This window comes from Clostridium sp. CF012, assembly GCF_018861755.1.
Lineage (GTDB): Bacteria > Bacillota > Clostridia > Clostridiales > Clostridiaceae > Clostridium_AD.
The window spans coordinates 389,725-406,064 of record NZ_JAHLEF010000001.1 but is presented as its reverse complement, the minus strand read 5'-3'; the positions used below and the strand labels follow the sequence as shown (position 1 = coordinate 406,064).

Below are 16,340 nucleotides of genomic sequence, written 5' to 3'. Positions count from 1 at the left end.
TATGGTGAAAACCTGCAGGCTTTAATGGTATACCTTTCAAACTATCAACTTGTACCTCTTGCTAGAACAACTGAAATCATTAAAAACCTTACAGGTAAAAATATTAGCCAAGGAACTATTGTGAATGCAAATAAACGTCTTTATGATAGCCTTGATAAATTCGAAGAGGCTATTAAAGAACAACTTAAGAAGGCTGAGGTCCTTCATACTGATGAATCAGGACTACGTTTAAAAGGTAAAATAAATTGGGTTCATGTTGCTTCCACAAGTAGCATTACGCATTACTTTCGTTTATGTATGACTTCAACATCCCCTTCGATAATAATTTAGCCGAGCGAGATATTAGAATGGTAAAGCTCAGACAAAAGATATCTGGCTGCTTTAGAAGTGATGATGGTGCTAGCCTGTTCTGTAGAATAAGAAGCTATATTTCTACCTGCAATAAGAATGGGCAAGATATAATGGAATCACTGAAAAACGCAATAAAAGGCGTCCCATTCATATCTGAAAATTTATAACTATATTTAATTTTATATTATGGGGATTTATAAATAATTCAATTCACGGAAGAGATATAACTCATACTCCGCACAATAGATTTTTAATCCTTGTATTTGTTTTTAAAATCTTTTTTAATATGGGTTGTATAAAATTTTCGAAAGTGACTGTGAGTTTTTGTAGTCGCTTTTATATCTTTGATAAAACGCCTCATTAATTCTTTTAGGCAAGGAAAAAGCTCTCTTAGAATATGATTTAGAAAGTTTTTCTACTACTTATTTTTCCTTTTTAACTTGTCATTCAATAGTTTTTTTCTTTATGCCTTCAAGAGTAGTGGAGTAACATATAGCACATTTTAATTTAGTATTTTCAAAAGTACAATATTTCTCACTTATAAAATATTCAACTACTTTATCTTGAGTTGTTTTAATCTCTATTTTTTTCATAAGGTTCTTGTGAATAAGTGCTTCTTTTATACAATCTTTTGCAAGATTTGTGGTTTCAGGCATTCTTGTTATAAGTTTTAGATGTCTACTTTCTGCTTTATTTAAATTATCTGAAGTGAAAAGTGCACTATCTGCTATATAGTGGAAATCCCCTACGGGAATATTTAGTCTTTCAAGAACATGTACTACTTCCTCAAGCGTTTCGCCGTTATAGGTCTTATCATCTTTGTTTCCAGATAAAACCTTAGCATCAACAATTACTCCATTGGATACGCTTAACCCATTTTGATTTGCTTTTTGTCTTCTCTTTTTTGCTTACTATGACCGAAGGTTATGGATATTACCCTTTCCTTGCCTTAAGGTGTTTCATAATTTCCCCACATTACTTTTGAGGTTGTGTCAAAGTTTATATTAGTTACTTTTATTCCATAGTTCATAAAGGCTTATGAACTCAATTGACTAAAAATTTTTCTTGGGCCAGTTTCATAAAATGCATCAAGAAACTTACCAAACCTGTCATCATTAATTTGACTTAGAGATATAGGACAGTGAAATATTCCTTCAGGATCTTTCATTCCATAATATTCATTTAGTCTGTATTGTGGGGAGTGGTCGTCACAAATATTCACAATCATCATCTCGGCCATCACTCCATAGGGAATAGCAGTATTCCTACCGGAATTTTTCTGTAGATTTATGTTAAATATTTCTGGTAACTTTAGTTGTTCACAGAGTCCTACCATAAAATTCATTTTTCCATGGTTGTACATTTCCATACTATCTAATGACAGATTATTTATATCCATAGTTTAATCACCTCAAAAGAGTATTTTATGGATATATTCGACGTGAAATTCAACAATCCTTTCTGCAAATAATTGTAAATAAATTTCTTTTAAGTAAATAATTAGTTTTAAAATTCATTCAGTGGAATTTGAGATATAAATATATATGGAAGTGGAGAACAGACAAGGGATTTACTTTATGTTAAGGATTGTGCTAGATTTGTTGTTATGACAGATTACTCACAAAAGGTAAATGGTGAATTAGTAAATGCAGGCACGGGTAGGGATGTTACTGTTAATGAACTTGCAGAGATTATAACAAATAAAAGAGTTAAAATAAATCATGTGAAACACATTCATCCACAAAGTGAAATTATGAAACTTAAATGTAACTATAATAAGACTAAGTAGCTTATGGATTGGAAGCCAGAGTTTACGCTAGAGCAGGGACTAAAAGAGACAGAGCAGTGGATAAAAGGTACAAAACTATTTAAATAATAATTGTAGTAGGAGAGGTAGTATGGATATTATACAGGGAAAAAGATTCTTATAATTGCTGGAACAGGCACTATTGGACATGGACTTATAAAAGAAATTATAAAGCAAGAGCTAAAGGTAATAAGAATACTTAGCAGAGATGAATATAAACAATTCGTAATGGAAAATGAACTTAATGGTGATGTACGAGATTATGAAAGGGTATACTTGGGATATGGATTGGCGAACAAGAAGGAGCAAAGTTTTGGCTTACAGTATGCAATGATCTTAAAAATAGAGGAGTTCAAGATATTCTTATAGCATGTATGGATGGCTTAAAAGGCTTACGTGATGCAATAAAAGTGCTTTTCCCTGATGTAAGCATTCAAACATGTAGAATACACCAAATAAGGAACTCTTTTAAATATATAGCTAAGGAATTCATGAGGGATTTAAAGTGTGGTTATAAGGCTTCCTCAGAAGCAATAGCCACCACTGAACTTGAAAAATCAAAAGACAAATGGGGTTCAAAATATAGTATAGTTGTTAATTACTGGTATTAATTGGAGCGAATTATCAACATACTTTGATTATCCACCAGATATAAGAAAGATTATATATACAACAAATGCCTTGGAGGGCTTTAACAGGCAAATCAGGAAGTTTACAAAGACTAAAACTGTGTTCCCCACAGACAATTCTTTAAGAAAATCGTTATACCTAGCAACATTAGAAATTATGAAAAAATGGACTGCACCTGTTCAAAACTGGTCTAGTTCATTAGCACAGTTGGCAATTATGTTTGAAGATAAGATTGAAGCATAATTAAAAGATAAAATTTTGTATTTTTTATGTTTTAATGTATAATTTAAAACCTTTTACAAATAATATAATAATATCCACACTACCCCAGTATTAGTATTACCCCAAAAATAAAAAATTAGTACAGGAGTGAATTCCCATACTAATTTTCAGTTAAAATATACTTGTCTAAAGTTATTTACACAAATCTATAAAACATTCTCAATATAAAAATAGCTATTAGGGCAGATGATGTATGTCCCCTTATAACTCTTTTTTATATACTAGTTTATCCTGTAATGGATATTCTTTATACCCAAACTTTTTAAATATTTTTTGTGAAGCCTTATTTGTATATTTAACTTCTCCATATAACTCATGAATATCAAGCTCACATTCTTTTATCTTTTCATCTAACTTCTCAATAATTATGCTGCCATACCCTTTTTCCCTAAAATCTTTTGAAATGCTATAGCTAATTATTCCTTTTTGATTTTCTACATCTAGCCGTATAACTCCCACATCAATACCTTTATGTACAAGAATAAAAAAATAATTATTTATATTATTTATTTTTTTATTAAACCACTTTATATGATCATCATAAAAAATTTTTTCACTGGAAAAAGAATTTATTCTAACGTGTTCATCAATAGCCCAGTTGTAAATAAGGGCACAATCTTTTTTCTCAACTTCCCTCAAAACCATTTCCTTTAGAAGATTTGATTTATTCATGTTTTTGCTCCTTAACTAATCATTATATGATTTTTGTCTTATATTTTTATTAATATCTATTAGCTCATTATTATTGTTAATAAACTTAATTACATCTTCTACTTCTAATTCTTCACCTTTATAAAGATTAGTATAAATAACTTTCATTAATTTATAATCTTCTTCTGTATCTAAAGTAAATCTATAATTAGGCTTATTAAAAATACCATCTGCATATAAAATAACATTATTAAATTTTTCAGGATAATCTAGAAAGTAAGAAGTAACATGTTCTTTATGATAATCTTTATCGGCATTTAAGTATGCTTCTTCTAATGATTTAAAATTCATAGCCTCTGATGTTATTCCGATAGGGAGTTCTTTTTTTATGATATAATCTGCACCTTGTTTAATTACAACATTAACAAGCTCTTTAACTACGGTATAATCTACTAAAGGATTGTCACAAGTAACTCTAACAATAATATCTCCTTTATATTTTTTTGCACATTTATAATACCTTTCTAATACATTTAGTTCACTACCTTTAAAATACAAGTACCCCTTGCTTATAAGAAGATCTTCTAATTTTTTTTCTTTATCTGAATCGGGTATTGCAAAGATAATATCATCTATAACATTACCACATTTTTTAAGTCTCTCGTATATAATTTCAACAATAGTCCTATTCCCAATTTTCATCAATACTTTACCTGATAATCTACTTGAACCTGTTCTGGCCTGAATAATACATAACGTTCTCATTAAGCCCCTTCTTTCTTTTTTTATCAATAAATCAAATTACCAACTCGTCCAACCACCATCAACTAACATGTTTGCTCCGTTAATGAACTTTGATGCTAACAATAATGTAATCCCTTTTAGATCATCAGGTTCTCCAATTTTATGCATAGGAACTTTAGCTTTAAGTCTATTAACGAATTCTTTATCCTTTTGTACTTCTTTACTTGGAAATGGACCTGGTGAAATACAATTACATCTAATATTATATCTTCCATAAACACTTGCGATATATTTAGTAAATTGAACAACACCCGCTTTTCCAACACCATAATTTATTGGATTATAAAACCCATTTCCCTCATATATCGAAATATCAGGTGCAACATTGCCATACATAGAAGAGATATTAATAATATTACCTTCATTTCTTTCAATCATAGAACTTATTACCTTTTTAGTACACCTAAAGACAGAATTTATACTTCCATCAATTCCAGATAGCCACTCTTCAGAACTCATATTATGAAATTCTTTTCCTGCTCCGTAGTAAGAATTATTAACTAAAACATCAATTTTTTTGTATTTATCTAGAATATAATCTACGCAATTATCTATTGATTTTTCAGATTTTAAATCTACGTGTACAGCTTCATTTAAGTTGTTATACTTATTAGATAAATAAGTACAATATTCGTTATTGTTATCAACATTCCTACTAGCAATTATTACTATAGCATTATATTCTGCAAGAGCTTCTGACATTGCTCTACCTAAATTACCACTTCCACCAGTTATAAAAACAACTTTATTACTCATATTAAACATCTCTTTTAATTCCATAAAAAATCACCTACCACTTTCTTGGATCTATTATTTTATCACTAACATTATTAAAACATTTTATAATATCCTCATTAACTATTTCGGTTGGACTTCTATAACTATTCAAATTACTTTCTAGTTGTTCTAAACTATTCACACCAATCAATATGCTATCAATTTCTTTTATGTTTTTTAAAAATCCTAAAGCTAATGTCTCAGCAGTTATATTTTGCCTTTTACATAGATTTTTTAATAGCTTCAAGTATTTCTTACACTCTGCAATGCTATTAGGCACATCATCTTCATTCATAAAAAATAGTCCTTGTAAAAAAGCACTTCTAGAAAAAATTTGTATATCATAGCTTTTCATTTTTTTTAACAAGTCACTAGTTATAAATCTCAAATCAAAAACATTTGTTGGAATCTGTATTATATCAAAGCCATAATCTAATACCTCAATAACCTCTTTAGGTTCATATACAGATATACCAATATTTTTAATAACCTTTTTTTCTTTTAATTCCCTAAGTATATACATTAACTTGACATTATATAATTGAATATCTGCACAATCATGCAAGTATATATTATCAATGGAAGTAATGTTAAGTTTTTTTAAAGAATCCTCAATTTCTCTTTTTATAAACTGTTCTAACTTATCAGCATGAACATTATTCTTATTTATAGATGAGATTTTAGTTGATACAAAAATTCCCTTAGGATTTCTTGATTTTATCCAATCGCCTATGATGGTCTCACTATTTCCATATGCTTTAGCCGTATCAAACGATAATATACCATTTTCATAAGCAAAATCTAATATTTTATGACATTCTTCCATTTGTATTTTTCCAAGCTTATTATTGATCCCATAGTCCAAACCCATTTGAACTGTACCTAATGTTAATTTAGAAATACTCATTTATCTTATTCTCCTTTTTCAAAACACTTTCTAATCACTGTATTAATATTAGCTATATTTTATCTTGTAAAAGCTATTTGAGATAAAACACCATACTTTCTATAATAAGCAACAACCTTTGTTACAGATTCTATAACATCATTGTTCATACCTAGATGTATTGGAAGAGTAATTATACGATCATAGAACTATTCAGTTAAAATTGCGGCATTTATCAAACCACACATAAGAGTTCATTGTAAATAATCATTGTGTGAGCCCATATAACCATTTAACCCTTTTCTTAGAGAATTCATAACACGCCCTTTCCTGATTTTTGTAAACTACATGAGATTAATTATATAATTTAAAACACTTCATGGCAACCTTCTATTTCACCAAATTGAAGCATTAAATTCTATATTATCCAACATACATCTATAAAATCTTGTATACAAACGATTTACCGTTATATATCTACCGCCATAACATGCATTTTATGTTAGTGGAGAAGTGGGCATTTTGTTTATGCTTGTAGAGAAATGCGAATTAAAGCTGAAGTATTGTAATGATAACTCATACTTCGCAGGAGAAAAATAGCTTCAACACCTTATCAATAAATGCAATGTGGCTTAAAATAGTAAAAATATTTGATTTCAAGCTATCTTTTTAGAAGTAAATTTTTCTGCCATATATTTAGGTAGTTTTGTAATAAAAGTGTGGATAAAGCTATCCGTCTGTTCATCAGATAAAAATAACAATTCTTGCAAAGTTTCTTGTAAAATAGCTAGGATAACTTTTAAAACTTCTGAAAATTCTACATCGTGGAGCTCTTCAAAAGCAAGAAAAAATATTTCTCTCATTTAAGATGAAATTCAAATTGAGGAATGCATAAAAGACTACAAAGTGGCAACAAAAGAGTATTATGAACCATATATAAAGGATAGAGAATATATTTTTGAATAATTTAGTTAATGAAGTGCTTCAAAGAATGTTTCCATATAAAGATGATAATTTTTTTAATGATTTTAGTATTAAATTATAGTATTGTTAGATTATTGTTAACAGGAATGGCTTCTTGTGATAAAGAATTAACTGATACAATGGTGATTGACTTAATTTATTCTTTTCAAGAGCTGTGCTACATAATAATATGTTTATTAATCGTTTATAGATATACTTAATGAAAATAATTTCAATACACTTTCACATATGATAGTTTTAATAAAGAATTAAAAAGCATAAGTTATATTTTATTAGATGGTAAAATGATAAAATAGTAAGAGAAAATTCATTTGATAATAATGAGATAAAGTATAAAGATCATATCAAGTGGTTTAACAACAAATTAAATTCTAATACCACTGATATATTTGTATTTTATTATGGAAGTATTCCAGCAGGTAAAGTAAGTATTGATATTAAAAATAAGGAAGCTATAATTAGCTATAGTATAGATAAAGATTATAGAGGGCGTAATTTATCAATAGAAATGTTGGGACTACTAGAAATGAACACAAAACGTGAAATAAGTAAATTTGTAGGCTATGTTAAATATGATAATATAAAATCACAAAAAGTTTTTCAAAGATTGGGATATAAAAAGATGGAGTGTGATGATTATATTAAATATTATAAACAACTTATGGAGGTTTTAGTTTATGAATAGTATGATAAAAATTTCAAATAAATTAGCAGGTAGTGAGCAACCGTTATTTATTATAGCAGAACTTTCAGCAAACCATAACGGAAGTTTCGATAATGCAGTAAAACTTATAAAAGAATCAACGAAAGCAGGCGTTGATGCTGTTAAACTCCAAACATATACAGCCAATACTATAACTATAGATTGTGACAAAGAATATTTTAAAATATAGCAAGGAACTATTTGGGACGATAGAAATCTTTATGATTTATACAAGGAAGCATACACTCCTTGGGACTGGCAGCCAAAACTGAAAAAAATTGTTGAAGAAGAAGGATTAATATGTTTTCCTTCACCTTTTGATAAAACAGCAGTTGATTTTCTTGAAGGTATGGTGTCTCTGCATATAAAGTAGCTTCTTTTGAGATTATGGCATCAAAAGGAAAACCTATGATTCTGGCAACAGGAGTTGCTACATTAAGTGAAATACAAGAGGAATAGATGCATGTAAAAGAGTAGGAAATGAACAAATAGCGATTTAAAAATGCACAAGTAGCTATCCAGAACCGTTAGAAGATATGAATCTAAAAACTATACCTAATTTAGCAGAAACATTTAATGTGGTGGTAGGTTTATCAGACCATACAGTAGGTATTTCAGTACCTATTGCGGCTGTAGCACTTGGAGTTAAGATTATAGAAAAACATTTTACTTTATGTAGAGCGGATGGCGGACCGGATGCGGCATTTTATTTAGAGTCAGATGAACTAAGGCTATGGTAAAATCAATAAGAGAAACTGAGAAGGCTTTAGGGACTGTTACTTATGATTTAACTGATAAAACGAAAAATAGTAGGGCATTTTCTAGGTCATTATTTGTTGTTGAAGACATTAAAAAAGGAGAAGTTTTTACAGAGAGTAATGTAAAATCTATAAGACTAGGGTATGGAATGCATACGGGATATTATAATGACATAATTGGAAAAATGGCAAAAGAAGATATTAATAAAGGAACGCCTATGGAGTGCAAGTTAATATACAATTAATACAGTGATTAGTGGTTAATTCTACTAATCATTTTGTTATCTATTAAATAAGTGTAAACTATTGATGAAATTACACGAATATTATAATATATATCATAAAAAATGAGTTTTAATATTGAAAGAAGAAATGGTGTGGAAAATGGAGTTACATTTATTTGAAAGTTAAATAATGATTATAGTTGGAGGATTACGATGGGATATTACACAGGAAAAAAGATTCTTATAATTGGCGGGACAGGTACTATAGGATATGGACTTATAAAGGAACTTGTTAAACAAGATCCAAAGGTAATAAGAATACTAAGCAGAGATGAATATAAACAATTTATAATGGAAAATGAAATTAATGATCATAAACAGTTTAGATTTTTGATTGGTGATGTGCGAGATTATGAGAGGGTAGAAAGAGCAATGAATAATATAGATGTAGTATTTAATTTAGCAGCTATGAAACATGTTCCGGCATGTGAGTATAATCCTAGTGAAGCTATTAAAACGAATATAGTAGGTATGGAAAATGTAATAAAAGCAGCTATGCATAATAATGTGGAGTGTGTAGTATTTACAAGTTCAGATAAAGCCATTAATCCAGCAAATTCTTATGGAGCTACAAAGCTTTTAGCAGAAAAATTAGTACAAGCAGCAAACTTTAACAAAGGTAATTGTAGAACAAAATTTGTTGCAGTTAGGTTTGGAAATGTCATGGGATCTAGGGGTTCAGTAATACCACTATTTAAAACCCAAATTGAAAAAAATAGAAAGATTACAGTTACTGATCCAGAAATGACTAGATTTATGATGACTTTAACTCAAGCGGTAAAGCTTATTATGGATGCTGCTGAGAATACAGTAGGTGGAGAAGTTTTTGTTCTAAAAATGCCAGTAATTAAACTTTATGATCTTGCAGAGGCAGTGGTTGAAGAAACTTGTAAAAAGCTTAATATAAAAAGAGAAGATGTGAAGCTACATACCATTGGACTTAGGGCTGGAGAAAGAAAATTTGAAGAACTTATGACTAAGGAAGAGTCTGAATTTGCTTTTGACTTAGGGGATATGTATTCGGTGTTGCCATCAGCATATTTAGAGAATTTATATAAATTTTATGAAAAACATACAAAAGTTGAAATTAAAAGCTATAATTCATCAGATAAAAACATTTTAAGTAAAGAGGAAGTTAGAACACTACTTAAGGAAGAAGGTTTGGTGTAAAAAATAAAAACATTAAGGAGTATTAAAAATGGATAAGTTAAAAATTTTAAGTAGAGTTAAACAATTGTATTTAGAAAATACAAATATAATAAAACATTTAAAAGAGACAGAGGGGAATAATTACAATTCCATTGAAGATATTATGATTAGCTATGATTTTCAAGCTGGTACATACAGTAAGGCATACAAGGAAGATTCGTTATTTTCAAATAAATATTGTTTTGAACTTGCTCAATGCATTGGTAATTTAGGCAAATATAACTCATTATTAGAAGTTGGTATTGGAGAAGCGACTACATTAGCGCCATTGATTCTCTCATTAGAAAATAAACCTAATAAATGTTATGGGTTTGATATATCTTGGTCAAGAATAAAATATGCTAAGCAATTCTTAAATGACTTAAAAATAAGTAATGTGGAACTATTTACAGGAGATTTATTTTGCACACCGTTTAAAGATAATTCTATTGATATAGTATATACATCTCATTCAATTGAACCTAATGGGGGTAAAGAAAAAGAAGCACTTATGGAACTATATCGTATAACTAATAAATATTTAATATTATTAGAACCATCTTATGAATTTGCAAACGAAGAGTCGAAAGAAAGAATGTTAAGTCATGGATATGTTACTAATTTATATTCAACAGCAAAAAAACTTGGATATAATGTTATTGAACATAAATTATTTGGCATATGCTCAAATCCATTAAATCCTACTGGACTAATAATTATTGAAAAAAACTTAAACTCGGAAGTTTTAAATCCATTATGTTGTCCTGTTACTAAAACTGATATTGTGAAAAAGAATAATGCTTATTTTTCAGAAGAAAGTCTTCTTGCATATCCGATAATTGATGAAATACCTTGTTTATTGTCGCAAAATGCAATTATAGCAACAAAGTTTTTAGAGTAAAAGCAATTGAATTTTAATCTAAAAATGAAAATAGGTATTAGAGCAGATGGTGGTGCTGAAATTGGCATGGGGCATATAATGCGAACTTTGGTTTTAGCAAAGGAATTATCTAAAATTCATGATGTCTTTTATATATGTAAGGTTGACAATCCTTTAAGTGATAGATATAGAGTAGGTATTGAAAAGGTAAAATTAAGTGGATTTGAAGTTGAAAAAATACGCGAGGATTTTGTATTACTTGATTTAAAAGATATAGAAGCAGATTTGTTAATTACTGATAGTTACGATATTGATGAAAAGTATTTTGATGAGACTAAAAAAATGTTTAATAAAACTGCATATATAGACGATATGAATTTATATTATTTTAATGTGGATTTTTTAATTAATCAAAATCTAGATGGTGTTGATTTTAATTATAAGGTTAATACTGATACAAAGCTACTTATAGGTTCAGATTACATAATGTTACGAGAAGAATTTAGAGGGATTTCCCAAAAGTACATAAAGGAAAAAGCGAATGATATACTGATAACAGTAGGTGGAGGAGATCCGCATCACGTTACAGAACAGCTTTTAGAATATGTAAAAACACTAGAGTACAACTTTCATGTTGTTGTAGGACCTTCTTTTGATAAAAACAACTCCTTGAAGAACTTTGAAAACACAAATATTAATTTTTATTATAATGCTAATATGTACGAAGTCATGCAAAAATGTGATATAGCTATTTCAGCTTGTGGCAGTACATTATACGAACTAACAGCTTGCGGAATATCAACGCTAGGCATAGTGGTTGCGAACAATCAACAAGGAATAGCTGATAAGATGAGCAAAATGGGATTAATAAAAAATATAGGATGGTACAATCAATTAGATAAAGATACATTTGTAAGAGAGTTAAACGCTTTATGTAATGATTATGGAAAAAGAAATGAAATGTATGCAAGAGCTAAAGAAGCTATTGATGGAAATGGTGTAAACAAAATAGTGAAAAAATTAATTTTGGAGGAGTGTTAGTATGAACATACTTGTAACTGGAGGCGCAGGATTTATAGGCCGCTGGGTGGTTAAAAGACTATTAGAGGATGGTCATAGAATAACTGCATTTGATAATTTGTCCAATGGAGGACTTGAAAATATAGAAGAGTTTGTAGGGAATAATAGTTTTAGATTTATAAAAGGAGATATACAAAGCCAAAAGACTTTGGATGACATTTTTAAAGAGAAATTTGATGTAATATATCATCTTGCAGCATCAATAAATGTGCAAGATAGTATAGATGATCCAAGAACTACTTTTTTCAATGATACTGTTGGTACTTTCAATATACTTGAAAAAGCTAAGATTCAGATGTTTGGTAAAAATGGAAGTATGGATGGAGATGGATGGGTTTTAGATTCTAAGGAGGATACTTATCCATGTAAAGTTGTATTTATGAGTACCTGCATGGTTTATGATGCAGCAGATGATAGTGGAATAGATGAAAATCATCCTACAAAACCTGTATCACCCTATGGTGGAAGTAAAATAGCAGCTGAAAACATGGTATTATCATATTATAATGCCTATAAGCTTCCAACGGTAGTTATAAGACCTTTTAATACTTATGGACCTTTTCAAAAGACTGGTGGAGAAGGCGGAGTTGTTGCTATATTTATAAATAATTCACTTCATGAAAGAGATATAAATATATATGGAAGTGGGAAGCAGACAAGAGATTTACTTTATGTTAAGGATTGTGCTAGGTTTGTTGTTATGACAGGTTACTCACAAGAGGTTAATGGTGAATTAGTAAATGCAGGCACTGGTAGGGATGTTACTGTTAACGAACTTGCAGAGATTATAACAAAGGAAAGAGTTAAAATAAATCATGTAAAACACATTCATCCACAAAGTGAAATTATGAAACTTAAATGTAACTATAATAAGGCTAAAGAACTTATGGATTGGAAGCCAAAGTTTACGCTAGAGCAGGGAATAGAAGAGACAGAACAGTGGATAAAAAATACAAAACTATTTAAATGATAAAATAGAAATAGCTATTTGAGCAGATGATGGATATAAAGTTTTGCTAATATATGTCGATAATAGATTAGCAAGGTTTTTAAATGAATAATTATAGGAAGTGAACAAATGGATATAGGTGCGTTATCAATGGCAATGAGTCAATCGAGAGTACAAGAATCAGCTGGTATTGCAGTAATGAAAATTGTAATGGATAATGGTAAGGAAACTGCTACTCAAATGGCACAAATGATAAAGAATGTTGCAATAGACCCTAATCTAGGACAACATTTGGATACAAGGGCGTAGACGAAAAAAGAGAAGAACAGAACACGGGAAAGCATTAGAGTGGGCATCAGAAACTACAGTAGTAGTTGCAGGTGTTCATTTTGGCTTAACCAAAGTGAGGTGATATTATTTGAGTAGTAGTAATGGAGTTTCAATTCAATTAGAAGAAATAGAGAAAATTATTAATGAATTAGAGGAAATAAACGCTCTTTGCTTTGAGCCACATTTGAAAATGAAAATTGGAGAACTACAAACATTTGTTTCTAGTATCCTTAATTCGGACAGTAAGATTTCACTTGAGAATGTAATATTTGAAAAAATGGTGGAAGCTAAGAATTTAAATCCAGATCTTCATTTAAAGCTGTATATGTTATATAGAAACCTTACGAGTGGTAGAATATCAGAAATGGATGCCATCGCTTCTTTTGAAAGCTGCATCAGAATGTATCCTTTGGATATAATTGTTTTTTAGTGTACTTGGATTATAGTGAAGGGTTACAAAAAATACATTCGTTAAAATAGTGGGTAAGAATCCTTAAAGTTAAACTTAGTATATACGATATATTAATTAGATAGTGAATAAAAAAAATAATGGAGTTGATTTTATGAGATTAAACAAGAATATTGCATCATTAAATATATATAGAGAATATAGTAAGAATCTTATTAAGCAAAGTAATTCATTAGGTCAAATATCTACTGGTATTAAAATAAATAGCTCCAAAGATAATCCTAGTGCAATGGCTCAAAGTGAGAGACTTAGAATGCAAATAAGAGGACTTCAAATGGCGGCTAGAAATAGTCAAAATGGAATTAGCTTGATTCAAACGGCACAAGGTGGTCTTGAAGGTATCACTGATAACTTGCAAAAAATTAGAGAACTATTAGTACAATCTAGAGGAATTACAACGCCTGAGGATAGAGAAGTTATTCAAAAGGATATAAATCAAATGATTCAGGGCGCAAAGGACATGGCAGATAATACTCAATTTAACGGGGTAAACCTTTTAGTTGGGGGAGATAATAATGGCACTGTTACTATAAAAACTGTGTCAGGAGCAAACGTGGGGGAAAAGATAGATATTCCAAGGCTAGATATGTCATCTAAAGGATTGGGACTTACAGTCGCAGGTGTAGCAGGTAACCCAGATGTAGTTACTGTAGATGTAAATGATGTAGATAAATCTCTAGGTATTGTAGACGATGCCATTGATGTTATCATAGCTGCTAGAAGTAAATTTGGAGCCCTATGCAGTAGATTGGAAGGTAATTATAATTCTACAATAGAGATTTCAGATAAAATACAATTCGCTGAAAGTGATATAAGAGATGCAGATATAGCTGAGGAAATCATGGAATATACTAAATATAATCTTCTTGTAGAAGCTGGAACTGCTATGATGGTTCAATCAAATAAATTACCGCAGGATGCATTAAGAATACTAGAGAATGTTAGAGCTAGATAAATAACTCAGTTTTTGAGTTATTTTTTCAGCGTCTACTCAATTTAATCTAATGCCAGATAAGAAATGGACCATTAAATCTAACAAAGAAATAGACTTGAATTCTGTAATTTATGAAAATATCAAGGTGTATGATAAGAGCACGGAGCACGGATAAAGATACATCTATTAATATAGTAAATAATTTCAGAAATTATAAGTGCTTTCAAATAAAACACAGAATATAAAATATATTTTATTGCTGAGGATAATTCAAACAATATTTCAAAGATTAAAACTATTATTGTAAAGACACTTTAGTAAATGCATATATATATTTTAATGTTAATTTTGCAATTAATTTAAATGTATAATGAACGTAAAGTTAGTAAAAGAGAGATTTGATGAAAATCAAGTCTCTTTTTGTTGAATTAATATATTTTTATTGACAAATTAAAACAATAATGTATAATAAAATAGATTTCCAAAAAAAACATAAACATCATAAAAATTTCTAACAAAGAAACATAGTTCTTTAAATAAGCATTTTAATAACGAAAATGAGCATTTTAAATTTATTAAAACATTTTTTTAAAGGATAAACTAATACTATAAAATAAGAATAATTTAGTCGAATACAGTGTAATTAAAAATAATTTTCGCTAATTTTTAGTAAAATATGAAAATTAAAAAGGAATTTAGAATTATATGTCTAATATATAAGGTGATTAAGAAGGGGGTGGGGGAATAGTGAATATGGATGGAAGTTCTATTAGTGAAAACACCTATAATTTGTTGAAAAAGAGTATGGATGCTTCCGCACTAAGAAGTAAAGTTATTGCAAATAATGTTGCTAATATTAATACGAAAGGTTATAAGAAGTTCTATGTTACATTTGAAGAGACCTTAAATGACAGCATGGTTAAAAATACGTTAAAAACTGACAATGAAAAACATATACAAACGGTTAGCGGCACTGGAGATATTTCAGTGCAAAAGGACGAAGGTACTAGCATGAGACAGGATGGTAATAACGTGGATATAGACCTAGAAATGGCTAATCAAGCAGCAAACACATTAATGTTTAACGCTTTAGTTACGCAAGCTAATAGTAAGATATCACTTACAAGGTACATAATAGGAGGAGGGAAATAGTACATAATGAATAATGCTTTTATGGGAATGAGAATAAGTTCTAGTGGATTAACGGCAGAACGATTAAGGATGGATACAATAGCTTCTAATATAGCTAATGCAACTACTACTAGGGGAGAGAATGGACAACCATACATTAGGAAAATAGCTGTATTTCAAGAAAATTTGCAACAAGAAATGGATAAAACTAGTGGTACATACAAAACAAGCTTTAAAGGGGTTAAAGCTGTTGGTATTGAAAATGATGATTCACCTTTGAGGCGTGTCTATGATCCATCTCATCCAGATGCAGATGTGGAAGGATATGTGACAATGCCTAACGTGAATATTTTAAATGAAATGGCAGATATGATTGCTTCTACAAGAGCATATGAGGCAAATGTAAATTCTATTAATGCTCAAAAAAGTATGTTTTCTAAAGCTTTAGAAATAGGTAGATAG

General features: G+C 29.6%; 19 protein-coding genes and 4 pseudogenes. 16 read left to right on the top strand and 7 right to left on the bottom strand.

Annotated elements, in window-relative coordinates:
• The first annotated feature begins 12 nt into the window (after positions 1-12).
• The gene (locus tag KPL50_RS02115) at positions 13-330 is read left to right on the top strand and encodes a transposase (protein WP_290443188.1); all 318 of its coding nucleotides are present in this window, start codon (positions 13-15) and stop codon (positions 328-330) included.
• A complete protein-coding gene (locus KPL50_RS02110; RefSeq protein WP_216296768.1) occupies positions 294-518 on the top strand; it encodes a transposase in 225 nt (74 codons plus the stop codon). Before KPL50_RS02115 ends, KPL50_RS02110 begins: the two co-directional genes overlap by 37 nt.
• 276 nt (positions 519-794) lie before the next feature.
• Here the strand turns inward: KPL50_RS02110 and KPL50_RS02105 are convergent, their stop codons facing one another.
• On the bottom strand, positions 795-1,007 hold the full coding sequence (locus KPL50_RS02105; RefSeq protein WP_216296767.1) for a hypothetical protein: 213 nt from the start codon (positions 1,005-1,007) through the stop codon (positions 795-797).
• Between the two features lie 380 nt (positions 1,008-1,387).
• Positions 1,388-1,750, bottom strand: a complete 363-nt coding sequence (locus KPL50_RS02100) for a DUF4277 domain-containing protein (RefSeq protein WP_216296766.1) — start codon at positions 1,748-1,750, stop codon at positions 1,388-1,390.
• Between the two features lie 132 nt (positions 1,751-1,882).
• Between KPL50_RS02100 and KPL50_RS02095 the strand changes: the two are divergent.
• The 3 pseudogenes from KPL50_RS02095 to KPL50_RS02085 all read left to right on the top strand — a co-directional run.
• Positions 1,883-2,227, top strand: a pseudogene (locus tag KPL50_RS02095) (NAD-dependent epimerase/dehydratase family protein); the annotation flags it as partial.
• Between the two features lie 45 nt (positions 2,228-2,272).
• Positions 2,273-2,431: pseudogene (locus KPL50_RS27810) on the top strand (polysaccharide biosynthesis protein); the annotation flags it as partial.
• Positions 2,425-3,031, top strand: a pseudogene (locus tag KPL50_RS02085) (transposase); the annotation flags it as partial. The pseudogenes KPL50_RS27810 and KPL50_RS02085, both read left to right, overlap by 7 nt.
• A 240-nt stretch (positions 3,032-3,271) precedes the next feature.
• Here KPL50_RS02085 and KPL50_RS02080 read toward each other — a convergent pair.
• The 5 genes from KPL50_RS02080 to KPL50_RS02060 form a co-directional block, all read right to left on the bottom strand.
• Entirely contained in the window at positions 3,272-3,742 is a 471-nt protein-coding gene (locus KPL50_RS02080; RefSeq protein WP_216296765.1) for a GNAT family N-acetyltransferase, read from the bottom strand.
• Positions 3,743-3,757: 15 nt separating this feature from the next.
• Positions 3,758-4,486, bottom strand: a complete 729-nt coding sequence (locus KPL50_RS02075) for a cytidylyltransferase domain-containing protein (protein ID WP_216296764.1) — start codon at positions 4,484-4,486, stop codon at positions 3,758-3,760.
• 36 nt (positions 4,487-4,522) lie between these two features.
• The gene (locus tag KPL50_RS02070; protein WP_216296763.1) at positions 4,523-5,305 is read right to left on the bottom strand and encodes an SDR family oxidoreductase; all 783 of its coding nucleotides are present in this window, start codon (positions 5,303-5,305) and stop codon (positions 4,523-4,525) included.
• 10 nt (positions 5,306-5,315) lie between these two features.
• Complete coding sequence (locus KPL50_RS02065) at positions 5,316-6,209, bottom strand: aldo/keto reductase (RefSeq protein ID WP_216296762.1); 894 nt, start codon at positions 6,207-6,209, stop codon at positions 5,316-5,318.
• Positions 6,210-6,844: 635 nt separating this feature from the next.
• Entirely contained in the window at positions 6,845-7,051 is a 207-nt protein-coding gene (locus KPL50_RS02060; RefSeq protein WP_216296761.1) for a hypothetical protein, read from the bottom strand.
• Between the two features lie 413 nt (positions 7,052-7,464).
• Between KPL50_RS02060 and KPL50_RS02055 the strand changes: the two genes are divergently transcribed.
• The 11 genes and pseudogenes from KPL50_RS02055 to flgC all read left to right on the top strand — a co-directional run bounded on the left by KPL50_RS02055 (position 7,465) and on the right by flgC (position 16,340).
• Entirely contained in the window at positions 7,465-7,857 is a 393-nt protein-coding gene (locus KPL50_RS02055; protein ID WP_216296898.1) for a GNAT family N-acetyltransferase, read from the top strand.
• Positions 7,850-8,878: pseudogene (gene pseI, locus KPL50_RS02050) on the top strand (pseudaminic acid synthase). The gene KPL50_RS02055 and the pseudogene pseI overlap by 8 nt, the downstream one beginning before the upstream one ends.
• A gap of 192 nt (positions 8,879-9,070) precedes the next feature.
• The gene (locus KPL50_RS02045; RefSeq protein WP_216296760.1) at positions 9,071-10,087 is read left to right on the top strand and encodes an SDR family NAD(P)-dependent oxidoreductase; all 1,017 of its coding nucleotides are present in this window, start codon (positions 9,071-9,073) and stop codon (positions 10,085-10,087) included.
• 28 nt (positions 10,088-10,115) lie between these two features.
• Positions 10,116-11,006: a methyltransferase domain-containing protein gene (locus tag KPL50_RS02040; protein WP_216296759.1), complete on the top strand. Its 891-nt coding sequence runs from the start codon at positions 10,116-10,118 to the stop codon at positions 11,004-11,006.
• A 24-nt stretch (positions 11,007-11,030) separates the two neighbouring features.
• Complete coding sequence (pseG, locus tag KPL50_RS02035; protein ID WP_216296758.1) at positions 11,031-12,026, top strand: UDP-2,4-diacetamido-2,4,6-trideoxy-beta-L-altropyranose hydrolase; 996 nt, start codon at positions 11,031-11,033, stop codon at positions 12,024-12,026.
• Position 12,027: 1 nt separating this feature from the next.
• Positions 12,028-13,035 carry a dTDP-glucose 4,6-dehydratase gene (locus KPL50_RS02030; protein ID WP_216296757.1) on the top strand — a complete coding sequence of 336 codons (1,008 nt, stop codon included), beginning with the start codon at positions 12,028-12,030 and terminating at the stop codon, positions 13,033-13,035.
• A 108-nt stretch (positions 13,036-13,143) separates the two neighbouring features.
• A complete protein-coding gene (locus tag KPL50_RS02025; RefSeq protein ID WP_216296756.1) occupies positions 13,144-13,323 on the top strand; it encodes a YjfB family protein in 180 nt (59 codons plus the stop codon).
• A gap of 109 nt (positions 13,324-13,432) precedes the next feature.
• Positions 13,433-13,774, top strand: a complete 342-nt coding sequence (locus KPL50_RS02020) for a hypothetical protein (RefSeq protein ID WP_216296755.1) — start codon at positions 13,433-13,435, stop codon at positions 13,772-13,774.
• Positions 13,775-13,907: 133 nt separating this feature from the next.
• Positions 13,908-14,768: a flagellin gene (locus KPL50_RS02015; RefSeq protein WP_216296754.1), complete on the top strand. Its 861-nt coding sequence runs from the start codon at positions 13,908-13,910 to the stop codon at positions 14,766-14,768.
• 726 nt (positions 14,769-15,494) lie between these two features.
• Positions 15,495-15,899 carry a flagellar basal body rod protein FlgB gene (flgB, locus tag KPL50_RS02010; protein WP_375372894.1) on the top strand — a complete coding sequence of 135 codons (405 nt, stop codon included), beginning with the start codon at positions 15,495-15,497 and terminating at the stop codon, positions 15,897-15,899.
• Positions 15,900-15,905: 6 nt separating this feature from the next.
• Positions 15,906-16,340, top strand: a complete 435-nt coding sequence (flgC, locus tag KPL50_RS02005; protein WP_216296753.1) for a flagellar basal body rod protein FlgC — start codon at positions 15,906-15,908, stop codon at positions 16,338-16,340.